The 14,090-nt window shown below is 43.6% G+C and carries 14 protein-coding genes; 5 read left to right on the forward strand and 9 right to left on the reverse strand.

The genetic code is table 11. The features are described 5' to 3' along the window. The first annotated feature begins 51 nt into the window (after positions 1-51). Genes AC0VYI_RS11160 through AC0VYI_RS11170 form a run of 3 tightly spaced genes read left to right on the forward strand, consistent with a single transcriptional unit; the run spans position 52 to position 4,227 of the window. Positions 52-1,539, forward strand: a complete 1,488-nt coding sequence (locus AC0VYI_RS11160) for an N-6 DNA methylase (protein WP_475449351.1) — start codon at positions 52-54, stop codon at positions 1,537-1,539. Continuing rightward, entirely contained in the window at positions 1,539-3,290 is a 1,752-nt protein-coding gene (locus tag AC0VYI_RS11165; RefSeq protein ID WP_475449353.1) for a restriction endonuclease subunit S, read from the forward strand. Before AC0VYI_RS11160 ends, AC0VYI_RS11165 begins: the two co-directional genes overlap by 1 nt. A 55-nt stretch (positions 3,291-3,345) precedes the next feature. Continuing rightward, the gene (locus AC0VYI_RS11170) at positions 3,346-4,227 is read left to right on the forward strand and encodes a GIY-YIG nuclease family protein (protein ID WP_475449355.1); all 882 of its coding nucleotides are present in this window, start codon (positions 3,346-3,348) and stop codon (positions 4,225-4,227) included. A gap of 56 nt (positions 4,228-4,283) precedes the next feature. Here the strand turns inward: AC0VYI_RS11170 and darG are convergent, their stop codons facing one another. Genes darG through AC0VYI_RS11185 form a run of 3 tightly spaced genes read right to left on the reverse strand, consistent with a single transcriptional unit; the run spans position 4,284 to position 6,605 of the window. Beyond that, entirely contained in the window at positions 4,284-5,384 is a 1,101-nt protein-coding gene (darG, locus tag AC0VYI_RS11175) for a type II toxin-antitoxin system antitoxin DNA ADP-ribosyl glycohydrolase DarG (protein ID WP_475449357.1), read from the reverse strand. Further along, a complete protein-coding gene (gene darT, locus AC0VYI_RS11180) occupies positions 5,381-6,034 on the reverse strand; it encodes a type II toxin-antitoxin system toxin DNA ADP-ribosyl transferase DarT (RefSeq protein WP_475449359.1) in 654 nt (217 codons plus the stop codon). Before darT ends, darG begins: the two co-directional genes overlap by 4 nt. After that, positions 6,027-6,605, reverse strand: a complete 579-nt coding sequence (locus AC0VYI_RS11185) for a DarT ssDNA thymidine ADP-ribosyltransferase family protein (protein WP_475449361.1) — start codon at positions 6,603-6,605, stop codon at positions 6,027-6,029. The genes darT and AC0VYI_RS11185 overlap by 8 nt, the downstream gene beginning before the upstream one ends. Before the next feature lie 379 nt (positions 6,606-6,984). On the opposite strand from AC0VYI_RS11185, the gene AC0VYI_RS11190 reads away from it, so the two are divergent. Then, positions 6,985-7,440 carry a DUF3574 domain-containing protein gene (locus AC0VYI_RS11190; RefSeq protein ID WP_475449363.1) on the forward strand — a complete coding sequence of 152 codons (456 nt, stop codon included), beginning with the start codon at positions 6,985-6,987 and terminating at the stop codon, positions 7,438-7,440. 176 nt (positions 7,441-7,616) lie between these two features. Here AC0VYI_RS11190 and AC0VYI_RS11195 read toward each other — a convergent pair whose 3' ends face one another. From AC0VYI_RS11195 to AC0VYI_RS11220, 6 genes are all read right to left on the reverse strand, one after another. Beyond that, positions 7,617-8,801: a NupC/NupG family nucleoside CNT transporter gene (locus AC0VYI_RS11195; protein ID WP_199476794.1), complete on the reverse strand. Its 1,185-nt coding sequence runs from the start codon at positions 8,799-8,801 to the stop codon at positions 7,617-7,619. 425 nt (positions 8,802-9,226) lie between these two features. Beyond that, positions 9,227-10,375 carry a GGDEF domain-containing protein gene (locus tag AC0VYI_RS11200; RefSeq protein WP_475449365.1) on the reverse strand — a complete coding sequence of 383 codons (1,149 nt, stop codon included), beginning with the start codon at positions 10,373-10,375 and terminating at the stop codon, positions 9,227-9,229. After that, the gene (locus AC0VYI_RS11205) at positions 10,372-10,938 is read right to left on the reverse strand and encodes a hypothetical protein (RefSeq protein WP_475449367.1); all 567 of its coding nucleotides are present in this window, start codon (positions 10,936-10,938) and stop codon (positions 10,372-10,374) included. The genes AC0VYI_RS11200 and AC0VYI_RS11205 overlap by 4 nt, the downstream gene beginning before the upstream one ends. Before the next feature lie 291 nt (positions 10,939-11,229). Then, positions 11,230-11,910 (reverse strand): OmpA family protein, encoded by a 681-nt coding sequence (locus tag AC0VYI_RS11210; protein WP_475449369.1) that lies wholly within the window; start codon positions 11,908-11,910, stop codon positions 11,230-11,232. A 224-nt stretch (positions 11,911-12,134) separates the two neighbouring features. Next, positions 12,135-12,557, reverse strand: a complete 423-nt coding sequence (locus tag AC0VYI_RS11215; protein ID WP_199476798.1) for a VOC family protein — start codon at positions 12,555-12,557, stop codon at positions 12,135-12,137. A 102-nt stretch (positions 12,558-12,659) separates the two neighbouring features. After that, entirely contained in the window at positions 12,660-12,974 is a 315-nt protein-coding gene (locus AC0VYI_RS11220) for a hypothetical protein (RefSeq protein WP_475449371.1), read from the reverse strand. Between the two features lie 79 nt (positions 12,975-13,053). On the opposite strand from AC0VYI_RS11220, the gene AC0VYI_RS11225 reads away from it, so the two are divergent. Continuing rightward, entirely contained in the window at positions 13,054-14,079 is a 1,026-nt protein-coding gene (locus AC0VYI_RS11225) for a nucleoid-associated protein (protein ID WP_199476800.1), read from the forward strand. The last annotated feature ends 11 nt before the right edge of the window (positions 14,080-14,090 follow it).

Here is a 14,090-nt window from a genome sequence, read left to right on the forward strand (position 1 = left end):
CATGAAAGAGCTGAACAAGCAAAGCACGAATTAGGAATAATAGAGAGAAATATGTCCATCAGTACGGTTATTAAATCCATCCAAGACATTATGCGCAAAGACGCCGGTGTAGACGGCGACGCCCAACGCCTTGGGCAAATGTCATGGTTACTATTTCTAAAGATTTTTGATGCCCAAGAAGAAGAGTTAAGATTCGAACAAGACGACGCCTACCAAGCGCCCATTCCAGAAAATTACCTATGGCACAACTGGGCAACTAATCCCGAAGGCATTACTGGCGACGATCTGCTAGATTTCATCAATGATGATCTGTTCCCTGACATGAAAAACCTTGATGCCACCCGAGACCGTAATCCTCGTGGTTTTGTGGTGAAAGAAGCCTTTAGTGATGCTTACAATTACATGAAAAACGGCACCTTGCTGCGTCAGGTGATCAATAAACTCAACGAAATCGATTTTACCGATTCTCAAGAGCGTCACCTGTTTGGTGATATTTACGAGCAAATTCTGCGCGATTTGCAAAGTGCGGGCAACGCAGGGGAGTTTTATACCCCTCGTGCCGTGACTCAGTTTATCGTTAACCGTCTCGACCCCAAACTAGGGGAAAGTATCATGGACCCTGCTGCAGGCACGGGTGGCTTTCTTGCTTGTAGTTTTGATCACGTAAAAGACCGTTATGTGCAGACCACAGAAGATCATCAGACTCTGCAACAACAGATCCACGGCGTGGAAAAAAAGCAACTGCCGCATTTATTGTGCATCACCAATATGATGTTGCATGGTATTGAAGTGCCCGTGCAAATTCGCCATGGCAATACCCTGAATCAGCCGTTGGCGAACTGGGACAGTAATATTGATGTGATCGCTACCAACCCGCCGTTTGGCGGCACCGAAGAAGACGGGATTGAAAAGAACTTTCCAGCGGACATGCAAACCCGCGAAACGGCCGACTTATTCTTGCAATTGATCATAGAAGTACTGAACAACCAAGGCCGAGCTGGGGTGGTATTGCCTGATGGCACCTTGTTTGGTGAAGGTGTGAAAACCAAGATCAAAAAAATGCTCACGGAAAAATGCAACCTGCACACCATTGTGCGTTTACCGAACGGCGTGTTTAACCCTTACACCGGCATTAAAACCAATATCCTGTTTTTCACCAAAGGCCAGCCGACAAAAGACGTGTGGTTCTACGAGCATCCGTATCCAGAAGGTGTAAAAAACTACAACAAAACCAAGCCAATGAAGTTTGAAGAGTTTCAGGCGGAAATCGACTGGTGGGGCGACGAAGCGGACGGCTTTGCCAGCCGCGTGGAAACCAACCAAGCTTGGAAAGTTTCCATTGATGACATCATTGCACGGAACTTTGACTTAAACATTAAAAACCCCTACCAAGAAGCGGTAGAAAGCCACGATCCAGAAGAGTTGCTGGCAACCTATCAAGCACAACAAGACGACATCGCCGCTTTGCGCAACCAGCTAAAAGACATACTGGGTGCAGCGTTAAATTCGTCTAGCGCTACTGTGGGCGGAGAGAAGTAATGTCTGAGCAACCCCATAGCCCAATAGACAATCTGATTACCGAGCATATCGATATCTGGAGCAGCGCCATCAAACGCAAATCCAGCTCTGGCCGAGGCTCAAGTAAAAAAATAGAACTGTACGGCATCAAAAAACTGCGCGAACTGATTCTAGAACTGGCTGTGCGTGGCAAGCTTGTTGCTCAAGATCTCAATGATGAGCCCGCCTCAGTTTTGCTAGAGCGTATTGCCGCTGAAAAAGAAAAGTTACTTTCTAGTGGGCAATTGAAACCGGTAAAGAAAGCAGTCGCACATGATGCAACTATTTCTGCAAATGACCTGCCTTTAAATTGGAAGGCTGTCGATTTTGGGGATATTACGTTTAATTTAGACGCTAGACGTATTCCGTTGTCAGTGAATGAAAGAAAGAGCAAGAAAGGAAATTATGATTACTATGGGGCTTCAGGTGTCATTGATACAGTTGATGATTACCTTTTTGATAAGCCACTTTTACTGATAGGCGAAGATGGTGCAAATCTTGTGAGTCGAAGTACTCCGATTGCATTTATTGCTCGTGGAAAATATTGGGTGAATAACCATGCTCATGTAGTTGATGGTATCAGTGAATCTTTCCTTCAGTACCTATGTTTGTATATCAACTCTATCTCTTTGTTGCCTTACATTACTGGCATGGCTCAGCCTAAAATGAATCAAGCAAAGATGAATTCAATACTGGTGCTATTGCCTCCTGAGTCTGAACAGCACCGCATTGTCGCTAAAGTCGATGAACTTATGGCACTTTGCGATCAGCTAGAAGCGCAAACCGAATCCAGCCTTGATGCGCACCAAACCTTAGTGACCGTCTTGCTAGACACTTTAGTGAATAGCCAGAATGCTGAAGAGCTCGCGGAAAACTGGACGCGAATCAGCGGCCATTTCGACACCTTGTTCACCACAGAGCACAGCATCGACCAGTTAAAACAAACCATCCTGCAACTCGCGGTGATGGGGAAACTTGTGCCTCAAGACCCCAACGACGAACCTGCGTCCGAGCTTCTAAAACGCATCGCCGCCGAGAAAGACGAACTGACTAAGCAAAAGAAAATCAAAAAACAGAAACCACTACCACCTATTACCGAAGAAGAAAAACCGTTTGAACTGCCCAAGGGGTGGGAGTGGGTAAGTCTGTCTTCATTGATAACTTTAATGGATGCAGGGTGGAGTCCAGCTTGTCCACCTGAGCCTTCCCCAAATAATGAAACTTGGGGAGTTCTGAAAACTACCGCTGTCCAAAATATGGAATATCGGGAATATGAAAATAAAGTACTGGATACGGCAAAAGATCCAAAGCCTCAGTATGAAGTTAAGGTTGGCGATATTTTAATAACTCGTGCAGGACCTAAAAATCGAGTAGGAGTGTCATGTTTAGTGCAATCAACAAGACCTCATTTAATGATCTCCGATAAAATTATTAGGTTTCATTTGGTCGAAGTTGAAATGTCTGAGCGCTTTATTTCACTATGCTTAAATGCTGGAGCTACTGCTGAATTTTTAGAGACTGTAAAGTCTGGTATGGCTGAGAGCCAAATGAATATATCGCAAGATAAACTAAAAATAGCTCCCATACCTTTGGCTCCACTCGAAGAACAACACCGAATCGTCGCCAAAGTCGATGAATTAATGACTATCTGCGACCAGCTGAAAGCCCGACTTAGCGAAGCGCAGACCACGCAACTGAACCTTGCGGATGCCCTAGTCGAGCAAGTTTTATAACCTTTGGCGATATTATTAAGTAGAGACCTAATACGTTTATATCAGGGAATGTGAGATGTACAACAAGCAATACGCTAAAACGATCAAGCTGTTCTTAATGGATGCCGATCCAGAAGGGCGCATGGTGTGCGAGCTATCCAATTGGAATGGTAAGGCTTATCGTATTCCACGAGGTAAGGTGAAAGATTGCGCCGACCGAGCGGATTTACAAAGCACCTGTGTGTATCTGTTGTTTGGCAAAACGGAATCTTCTACCTCAAAACCCAAGGTCTATATTGGTGAAGCGGAAAACGCGTTTAAACGCCTTGCTCAGCATGTGTCTAAAAAAGATTTCTGGAATGAGGCGGTGGTCTTTATTAGTAAAGACGACAATCTGAATAAAGCTCATATCAAATACCTTGAGTCCAGATTGTTTGAAATCGCCAACCAAGCAGGGCGCTATGATTTGATAAACGATAACACGCCTACACGTAGTGCTATTTCTGAGTCCGACCAAGCGGAAATGGAAGAGTTTATCGAGTACGTTCAGATTCTTGTGAATACCATGGGTTTTCGTGTGTTTGAGCCGCTGGTTCGGCACATGGATGATATTCTTCAAGCCGACGATGGTTTGTATCTCAAAGGTGCCCGTGGCGCCAATGGCCGAGGCAAACGAGTAGCAGATGGTTTTGTGGTGTTTACAGGCTCTGTAGTGACGAAAGATACCGTGCCGTCTTTCCCTAAATGGGCGCAATTGATTCGCGATGAATTGATCGAAGGTGGTGTTATTGTCACTAAAGGTGAGTGCTTGGTTTTCCAGCAGGATTATTTATTTAGCAGTCCATCCAGTGCCGCTGCGGTGATTATGGGGCGCAGTGCCAATGGTTTAAAGGAATGGAAAGACAGCACTGGAAGAGACTTAGCGTCGGTCGAAGAGGTTGAGATAAAAGAAGTTTAGGGTAAAACCTAACGCCGTGAGTTATGACGGGAAAATCACGGCGTTTTAATGATTATCTACGTGCTTTGGTGAGGTGCCTGATAGGCACTTTTTAAACGAGTTAAGGCAATGTTAATCGAACGTTCATCAAACAAATTGGCTTTGCGTTTTGCGCTTGTCTCGCCAGCAGGCCAGTGCTGAATACCTTGAATGATTTTTTGTAGATCCGGCTCAATGTTTTCTTTGCTAATAAGCCAATCAATTGTCGATAGTAACTCCATGCCATAAGGTGTCTCAAAACCATCTATCAGTTGTATTGTGTCCTGTAGTGATGGCTGATAGGGTTTCATTTCCGCACTGTTTAAGTACTCGTTCAGCTGACTCTGTTTTGAGTCCTCAAACCAAATGACGTCGAGTGGTTCTGCGTCATTAATGCGCTTGTTGCAATGTAGGTAAGTGCCATCCAGATGATCGATTAAGTGTCTGAGCCTATCTGCGTAAGGGCCATATAAGTTCGCTTCGAATCTGAGGTCTAGAGGGTTATCTGCTTTATTCGATCCGTTGCGTTTTTCAATCGAGCGTTCTAAGAACCAAGCCAGCTTCTGGACTTCCAGCAAAGTGCATTCCATCCCCATCACCCAGTATTGACGAATTAATTCTGCAATCATGGCTCTGGCTGGGGTGAGTTTTGTGTGGCCTTTTTGTTTGGCAACATTTTGATAGTGTTGTGTTGGTTCGAAAACCAAAATATCGACAGATTCTAGGTCACCGAGAATGCGCTCAATTTCAGGTTTTACGCTTTCCCAGTCAAGCTTGCCATTACCCGCACCCAAAGCAGGAATGGCAATGGAATTTAGGCGTTTATCAAGGATGAATTGTTTTAAATCGATTAAGCCTTCTGTAATCCATTCTAGTTTAGATGGATGACGCCAATGGCGCTTCGTCGGGAAATTAACGATCCACTTGGGGCCCACGAGTTCATCCGTTTGAGTGACGAACATACGGCCTGTTTCTACCTGCTTCGCCTTACAAGCCTTTGAATAATCTTGTGTATTTTGGGGAAAGCGCTCTTTAAACATAAGCGCGATGCCTTTTCCCATTACACCGACGGTATTGACTGTATTAACAAGGGCCTCGACATCCGCTTCCAGTAAGTTGCCTTGTGTGTAATGAATCATTGAAAGTACCACTGTGTCATTTTTCGAACATCAATAGCTAAAGATTTTTCTCTTACTATTTGTTCAAGCTGCTGTTTCATTTCGTCAGTATAGCAAACAATGCCGAGTAAACTGGTGATCGGGCAGTGTTGGTAAACCAAGGCTTCTGCTTGGTAGCGTTCTATTTGAGCAGGATCGTCTTGGTTACGCTGAAAATTTCGTTGTTGAATAATAGGCCAGTCTAGCTTGATTAGCTCGTCTGAAGTGTTGAAAAACTCTGCAAACGCCGTATAAGCATGACGATCAGTGAAAATAAACGGCACCTTTGAGTCTATTAGTTTTGGTATCGAAGACACTAAGATGACAATTTCCTCATTGGCTCTTTTTTTTACGCCACCGCGCCCTGTGTGTATGTTGTACATCATAGGTGAGAAGGGGGTAAAGTAGAAGGGAATGTAATCACTTAGCGTGCCATAGGGTTCGATAGGTATGTTGCGCTGAGTGCGCTTATGAATTAAGTCTGTATTGCCTATTGGTTCATAATGCTCCGCGAGCTTTTGTGAGCTAGCGCAATGAAGGCCATTATCCAAAATCCAAGCAAGGTTGTCTCTATGGACGATTCTCCATATGAGTGCTTTTTCAGGGTTTAGGTTTGGATAATGGTTAGTCATGATGTTTTACAAACATATTCTCGTTTATCTGTGTGCTGACCGTGATGTTAACAGATTTCATTATTTCTTGAACTTGCTGAGCTACTGTTTGGTTTTGGGTGAAAATTTTAAAAAATTGATTGGCTGGAACCGCTTCTGGAGAAAGGCATTCTGCCATACAGACGCTTTTACAATGATGATCACTGTAGTTTCTTTGGTCCATTAGACCCCAGTTGATGGAATCCATTCCTTGGCTGTAATTGAGTCGTGTTGTCTCTTCGTTTGCAAGTGGGTGACATGGAATGATTTGCCAGTTATTGGAACTGGCATGATCTCGTCTTACCGCGATCAATACAAAAGTTTTGTCCTTGTAAGTGTGCTGAGCCGCTAAGTCAAAAGGGTTTTTGCTGAAAAAATGAAAAGGTACATAGTCTTGTAGTTTTTGAGCTTGGCGTTTTGTAACGATGTCACTGTCTGCGACATCGGTAAAATTGTTTAGTTGGCTACGGGGTAATAATCCATGGGTAAGAATGGATGCAAGATTTTCTAGGCTTGTTAAATGGTACAGCAATTTTTGGTCTTTAATTGACATATTGAAATCCTTTTCAACGACATTTTATTGGTTTCTATCACGTCTTGGTCTTGAAATCTATCAGGCTAATGAGGCGTAGTGTAATGACGACTTTTCTAAGGTCATGCTCTTCCTTAATGCTGGCAAACTTTTGTTTATTCTACCGTAAAGTGCTCTTAGGCTTCATTTTTATTTTTGGATAAGATGTGGTGCTTGGGTGGGGGAGCTTGCTATTGGCTTTCTCTGTTTTCCTTATTGCTAGCAAATTTTATACGGTTTACAGTAAAATGCTCCTCAAATTCATTTCTTAATGGGTGGGCTTTTCGACGGAACGGTAAGGTCTCTTATTTTCGTTGTTGGCGTTTTCGGGCGCTTTGTATTTGGCTAAAAGGTAAACAGTATGAAGAAGTCTTATTTTCGCCGTAGTATGGTGGTTGGTGTTTTCTCGGTAGCGGTTTTGGGGATGTCTGGCTGTGCGCAGATGGGTTCTAAAGAGGTGTCGGCGGCTCCTGCTATGGCCTGTACAGTGGGCGATCAAATGCAGCAGACAACCTTGTATTTTGGCATGAGTCGTCCTGCGGGCGGGGTGGTTACTGAGGCTCAGTGGCAAGGGTTTGTTGATAAAGAAGTCACTCCGCGTTTTCGTGATGGTTTAACGGTGTTTGCGGCGAAAGGCCAGTGGTTGGGAAATGACGGTAAGGTGGCGAAAGAAGACAGTCGTGCGCTGATGCTGATTTACCCTACCAATGACAAAGCCAGCAATGAGAAGATTGAAGCGCTGCGTAATTTGTACAGAAAGCAATTTCAGCAAGAGTCTGTGATGCGTGTGGATTCACCTGAGTGCGTGTCTTTCTAATCGTATTCTCGTTCTAGTGCGTTTCTTCTAGAGTCGGGTCAGTGTCATCTGTCTTCTAGTTGGGTCTGTAATGGTAAACGCTCTGTTTATCTGTAAATACCATAATGTATTTATCAAAAAAAAGAGGTCGCTTGACCTCTTTTTTTAATGGTTTTTTGTGTCTTTATTATGGGCAGTTATAAAATCGCGCCCACCACAGCAGCAGACAACAAGCTCACCAGCGTTGCACCGTAAACAAGACGGAAGCCAAAGCGAGACACCACATTACCTTGTTCTTCACTGACACCTTTGATCGCGCCAGCCACAATGCCGATGGAGGCAAAGTTGGCAAAGGAGACTAGGAAGACAGATAGAATGCCAAGGCTACGGGGTTCAAGTTGTGTGGCAATTTTCTGAACTTCTAACATGGCGACAAATTCGTTGGACACCAGTTTGGTTGCCATGATGCTGCCAACTTGCAACGCATCGTGTGCGGGAATGCCGATGACCCAAGCAAGTGGGTAGAACAGGTAGCCCATGATGTCTTGAAAGCTTAAGCCGAACAGGCTGCTAAATATTGCGTTTAGTAGGGCGATTAAGGCGATAAAACCAATTAACATGGCCGCGACAATCATGGCCACACGGAAGCCCGCTAGAATGTAATCGCCAAGCATTTCAAAGAAAGTTTGCGATTCATGCATGTCGTTTAGTTCTGGTTCTGGCTCTTCGTGTGGGCGGTATGGGTTGATAATAGAAAGAATGATGAAGGTACTAAAGAGGTTAAGAATGAGTGCCAGTACCACGTATTTGGGCTCTAGCATGGTCATATAGGCCCCTACGATGGACATGGACACAGTCGACATGGCGGTTGCAGCCATTGTGTACATGCGACGAGGTGACTGTTTGCTCAAAATGCTTTTATAGGCAATAAAGTTTTCTGATTGACCAAGCAATAATGAGCTAACGGCGTTAAAGGATTCCAGTTTGCCCATGCCATTCACTTTAGACAAAATCGTACCGATGATGCGAATAATCCAGGGCAAGATTTTAAAGTGTTGCAAAATACCAATGAGTGCCGAGATAAAGATGATAGGGCAAAGCACATTGATAAAGACAAATGCCAAACCTTGTTTGTTCATATTGCCAAAGACAAAGTCGGTGCCTTCTCCGGCAAATTTCATCAATTTCTCAAACGCTGTGGCAACGCTTTGAATAGAGGCTAAGCCGTATGATGAGTTGAGCAGAAACCAAGTAATGGCAAGCTCAATAATAATCATGAGGGCGATGTATTGAAAACGGATCTTTTTGCGGTCGTAACTGACTAATGCGGCTAAGGCAAAGATAACCAGCAACGCAAAGATAAAATGAAGTATCGGAAGCATAGTCTTTCCACTGATAATTTATGAAACCCAAGCTCATTCGCTAATACGGAATATAGGATAATCCTGTCTTAGTGTTTGCTTGGCATGTTACTGGCATTAGGGGGAGTGCCATTTAAAAAATCTACGAGACTTTTGCACGACGACTGCGCTTGCCAATACTTTGTTAAAAACAGACTCAAAATGCCCATTTATAGCGATAAACTCCGCTTTCTCGTCTGTTTTTGCCGCGTCTTGGCGTCGCTCGTGGCATCGCGCAAAGGTCTCTCTACGTTCGTTGTTTTGCTTCCATACAACAAGAACCCTGACCTTATGGGCAGTATTATGCTTAACTTTATGCTGTTTTTCCATGGTTAGAAGTGAATCGTAACGATTCACTTTTCTATCTCAATCGATTGGTTGCTTACTCTTTCCGATAGGTGATGGTGCTAAGCGTGATCCATTACTTCTTTTTGAAACAAAACGACTTGGTTTCTGCCTTGTTTCTTCGCTAGATAGAGTGCGCTGTCAGCCAGCTGGTAGATGTGGCGAAAGACTTGATCGTCACAAGGTGTAGCTTGGCAATACAGACCAACACTAATGGTGATATGGGTGCTGGTATTGTTGATGGGAATGTTGGTTTCTTCGACGGTCTGTCGGATATCTTCACAAATAGCGTTGGCTTTTCTTTCTGAAATATTGGTAAACAATATACAGAATTCTTCGCCACCAAGACGTGCTGCAACATGAGGCGGTGTAGTGTATTGCTTGATAATGTTGGCGATGGCCTTGAGCGCTTCATCTCCTGCTGGATGGCCAAATAAATCGTTTACTTTTTTGAAGTGGTCCAGGTCTAAAATAGCCAAGCCAATAAAATCTGGGTTGCCTGTTAGGATCTCCTGGGCTTTTTCTGCAATAAAACGTCGGTTGGGTAATTGGGTAAGGTGATCCTCATTGCTTTGTATGGTGAGTTCTTCTCTTTTGGAATACAAATGCGTAATGGCAATGCATAGGGCGAACAGCGTGCAAAGGAACGCAAAGACTAGTCCCCAAATAAGCAAGGTTAATTTGTTTTTTAAGCGGCGTTCGATGTCTGAGTTGACCTGGATAATTGTGTGTAATTCGTTATAAGCGAAGCTCATATTGACATCAAATGTCGTTAATAAAGCGACAAGAGAGGGTTTGGTGCTTGGGTCTTTCTGGTAGCTATCAATACGTTTGGTTAATTCTGGGAGCAACCCCTTTAATGTTTGTAGTTTTTCTATATAAGGCATGTAGGTTTCTGGCTCAAATGAACTGTTGCGCATTTTTTTATCAATGATAGGAAAGCGATATTGCAACCTTAAACGAATCGCTTTCAGCTCATTGCTATCAAAATAGGGACTGTTGCTTTTTAATTGCATTAGGGCGCGTTTTAATAAGTGAGAATCTTCTTCAGCTTGCATCACGTCGATAACCAGCGCTGTGAAGTTAGAGCCCAGTAATTGGCGCGACTGTTTTTGGAAGTATGACAAGGATCCAAAACATAACATTAAGAAGAAGATAAAAACCAGCCAGACAATGACGCGCATTTTTTTTGCGGAAGTGGCGATTTTCATTGGGCGATTATGGTATGAAGGGCCCAAATCCAGCGGCTTTTGGATTCAGCTTGGTTAACTGGGAGGTTGAGGTCATAGGGGATAAGAAGCATCAATGGGCCCAGATTATCCGCTGTAATGGGAAGGTTGTTTAATCGAGTGGCTAAAAAATATTGTCGCTTTTGGCGGTTTGCTTGATCGATAAAAACTTCGTACCCGTCTAATGCGGTAAAACGCAGCCGTGGTGCATTCTCAAGATGGTATTTTGCTAACAGGTCATTCAGCCAGACACCATAGAACTGACCAGAGGGGCCATCAAAGTGGTTTATGTTGTCCGTTTTGTATAGCGGCAAGCTTTCAATATCCGCCATGGATACAAGCGTTGTATGTTCTGGAAACCCCAGTTCTAAAATAGGGGTGGTGTCTGTCGATGGAGCTTCGTAAATCGCATGGACGGTCATGGCACCTGCACTTGGTGATGATAGCGTCATGGTGATGGTTAAGATGGATAATAATGTGATATAAATTTTGTTTATATTGTTATTATGAGATATGGTCTTTTGATTACAACGTACTCTGTCCATGACAACCTGCAAAACTAAAGAAACTGCAAAGAAGTAGTATAGACTTGGTTTTTAGTTGAGTCACTCATTCTGTCGGTTATTTTTCGAACAATCGGTTAAGAAAAACAAGAGTTTAGGTGGTTTTTTTCGGTTAAGTAGAATTTAAGATATGTCTTTGGGTTATAGGTAGGTTGTGTAGAGAGGGATAATACTGCGTTATAAAGGCTTAACGGCCTTTATAACGCCTGTTTTTTTTGGTGCTTTGGTCGAGACCTTACCTTTAGTAGGCGCAAAACATCTAAAAGACGAGGCCTAATTTCTTGTGTTAAAGGCAGTATTTTGGTTTTGATCGACGCTGTAAATGGTCCAGCGGAGGTTGTTGGCTTTTTGTTTCGCAAAGACTTCAGCAACCACGCGGCGATTACGCTCCCTTCCTGCGGCGGTGTCATTGGAAGCAATAGGGTTGTTCTGACCATGCCCAATGGCTTCTACTCGCGTTGGCGAAATGCCAAAAATATGAATCAATACATCGGCGATGGCAGAAGCTCGTTGTTGGGATAGGTTTAAGTTGTAGGCTTGATTGCCAATATTATCCGTGTAGCCTTCAATATTTACCGTGCTTTTCGGGTATTTTTTTAAGAAATCGGCCAGTTTTTTGACTTGCGGATAAAATTGCGGTCTGACAACGGCTTTGCCTGAGTCAAATAGGACTTTCATGTCTAGACTGAATAGTTTAGAGGATTGAATAGAGCAGCCATCATTGTTAACGACAGCATTGGGCGGCGTATTCGGGCATAGGTCACGTCCATCGATGACGCCGTCTCCATCTTGGTCATTGAGTCTTGTTTGAATCGCGCTGCTGTAGAGTCTGGCATTGTTGTTGTAGACACTGTCTTTGGGGAACGGTTGAGCATTTGTCTCAGCAAAGACATTCTGTACAAGAGCAAATAAGCTGGTCATGGCACAAAGCGTCATAAAACGATAGCGGTTCATTAGAGTCTCCTAACTGACTAGGCTCATATATTTTGAGTGTGTTTTCTTAGCTTTTACGAGAAGAAAAAAGCACTGCTCAACTTCTGACTGTATACAGGTTAGGAGATTTAGGTGGGCTGGACTGTAGTGCAAATGTAGTAGGAGCCTGTTACAAAACATTTTTTGTAATCAAGTGTAAACAAAATAAATGTTTTGTAATCAGGCTGTTTATTCAAATAGGAATGTTACCAAGAGCCAGTGTTTTCCATGGATAACCAAGGCTCAGCGGGTTCCAGGCTGCCATCTTTTTGCAATAGTTCGATGGAGATGTTGTTTGGGTCTTTGATAAACGCCATGTGGCCATCCCGTGGGGGACGCAAGATGGTAACGCCCATGGATTGTAAGTTGGCACAGACGTCGTAGATGTTGTCTACTTCAAAAGCAAGGTGGCCAAATTGATCACCGCCGCTGTAAGTTCGATCATCCCAGTTGTGAGTAAGTTCCACTTCTGGTGCACCCTTTTCTGTCGCGTAGTAGATAAGCGAAAATTGTCCTTTTTCACTGTCCATGCGGCGCGTCTGGATAAGCCCTAGGCCTTGGGTGTAGAAGGTATGGCTTTCTTCCGGTTTGTCGGTTCTGATCATGGCATGTAGGTATCGTGCTGACATGAGTACTCCTTATTGATCGCTTTTAAGATGCCCATATATTGAGATATATCGATATAATAAAGGTATTGAGCCATGAAAAACACCTCAAGGGAAATATTTGCACTATTCTTCCCATACCCAGCGTATCGGTTCGCCAAAATCGTCGTAGATGATTTTCTTTTTAGGGCGTTTCTTAATACTGGATGATTTGTTTTTTGGGTGTTTTCGCTTATCTAGAGCGGCCACAATGTGATTTAGTGGTGTACGCTCTTTTTTGGGCTCGGTAAAGCCTATGTGGCTCGTGTTATACTTGCCGTCAACAAGACCAGATTCTCCCATCTCAACTTGCTGGATCTGTCCTTTAGCTTTGATGAATTCCTCGACGAGAGAATCAATCTCTTTGCGTGTGTCTTTCTTTGTGCTTTTAGGTTTGATCATAAGTCGTGCTATCGGTGTTGAATTGCCTTTTCTAAGGGCGTGGTCATAATCTATTCATACTAAACGTAAGAGGTTGCTGGTGTCTATTACCAACTTAATTGTGCATGAAATTCAAAAGCATGAAGGTGAACGTAAAGCAATATTGATTGCGCGTCCTAATGAAAATCCGGTCGATATGCAGGCCCAAGCACTTTCTGAGCAGGTCATTAATTTGTTTAACCGCTCAGGTATGAATACGGGGCGCTTTTCGAATCCACATGGCAGTGAGGAGGGATCACAATTGCCTGCACTGTTGACGAAGCATTTTAAAGATGGTGCGTTTTTGGATTTTGCTGGATTTTCTAAAGAGTGTGCTGCTGAGTATTTAAAGTACTTAGAAAATGTTGAAGAAGCGGAAGGCGGGTTGTTGTGGTTTAACCATTATGAGCTGCATGACGCGCATTTTTTATACATTGTATTGTTAAAACGCAAGCAAGGCATTGGTCTTGGGGCGGATTTGAGTTTGTCGCAAGTTGAGCAAATTGAAATAGAAAAGCTTCATATGGCGTTGCGCATTAATCTTAGTGCTTGGCAGGCGGAGGATGAGGGACGCTACATAGCCTTTCGTTTTGGTCGCGCGCCTAAATTTGAAAGTGAGTACTTTACGCAATTTATTGGTTGTGATGAGCCAAAGGCGGCAGCCAAAGAAACCCGTAAGTTGGTGGATTTGACTTCTGCATTTTGCCAATCTGAAGGCTTACCATCGAAACAGGCAAATGATTTTAAACGTGTTGTATCGGAGCATTGTCAAAGCAAAGCGGAAGAACGGGAGCCGTTGGAGATTAAGGACATTGCTCGTGAAGTGGAAACACGCTTTTCGGTGGAGCAGGCCAATAAGTTTCTGGAAATCGCCGATTCAGACAGTTTTAAAATGGAAAAAGAAATTTTCGTCGAGAAGGCTGGGTTGAAAAAATTAACGCGTCTTTCAGGGAGCTCACGAGCATTAACCATGAGTTTTGACAGTGATCTGCTTGGCGAGTCCATTCACTTTGATGCAGACACTGGCACTCTTACTATTAAAGAGTTGCCAAAGAGTCTGCTCAAGCAATTAAAATCCATGAGCTAATAGGTCTTTTT

The organism is Marinomonas sp. 63XJN7_9_ISO-PGPR-S23-217 (genome assembly GCF_056173515.1).

What these genes read in the sequence shown, in the direction of transcription:
- AC0VYI_RS11160 (WP_475449351.1), top strand. Translation starts at nt 52, where the DNA reads ATGTCCATCAGTACGGTTATTAAATCCATCCAAGACATTATGCGCAAA.
- AC0VYI_RS11195 (WP_199476794.1), bottom strand. Translation starts at nt 8,801, where the DNA reads ATGCTTCCGATACTTCATTTTATCTTTGCGTTGCTGGTTATCTTTGCC.
- AC0VYI_RS11185 (WP_475449361.1), bottom strand. Translation starts at nt 6,605, where the DNA reads ATGTCAATTAAAGACCAAAAATTGCTGTACCATTTAACAAGCCTAGAA.
- darT (WP_475449359.1), bottom strand. Translation starts at nt 6,034, where the DNA reads ATGACTAACCATTATCCAAACCTAAACCCTGAAAAAGCACTCATATGG.
- AC0VYI_RS11190 (WP_475449363.1), top strand. Translation starts at nt 6,985, where the DNA reads ATGAAGAAGTCTTATTTTCGCCGTAGTATGGTGGTTGGTGTTTTCTCG.
- AC0VYI_RS11205 (WP_475449367.1), bottom strand. Translation starts at nt 10,938, where the DNA reads ATGGACAGAGTACGTTGTAATCAAAAGACCATATCTCATAATAACAAT.
- darG (WP_475449357.1), bottom strand. Translation starts at nt 5,384, where the DNA reads ATGATTCATTACACACAAGGCAACTTACTGGAAGCGGATGTCGAGGCC.
- AC0VYI_RS11200 (WP_475449365.1), bottom strand. Translation starts at nt 10,375, where the DNA reads ATGAAAATCGCCACTTCCGCAAAAAAAATGCGCGTCATTGTCTGGCTG.
- AC0VYI_RS11215 (WP_199476798.1), bottom strand. Translation starts at nt 12,557, where the DNA reads ATGTCAGCACGATACCTACATGCCATGATCAGAACCGACAAACCGGAA.
- AC0VYI_RS11210 (WP_475449369.1), bottom strand. Translation starts at nt 11,910, where the DNA reads ATGAACCGCTATCGTTTTATGACGCTTTGTGCCATGACCAGCTTATTT.
- AC0VYI_RS11170 (WP_475449355.1), top strand. Translation starts at nt 3,346, where the DNA reads ATGTACAACAAGCAATACGCTAAAACGATCAAGCTGTTCTTAATGGAT.
- AC0VYI_RS11165 (WP_475449353.1), top strand. Translation starts at nt 1,539, where the DNA reads ATGTCTGAGCAACCCCATAGCCCAATAGACAATCTGATTACCGAGCAT.
- AC0VYI_RS11220 (WP_475449371.1), bottom strand. Translation starts at nt 12,974, where the DNA reads ATGATCAAACCTAAAAGCACAAAGAAAGACACACGCAAAGAGATTGAT.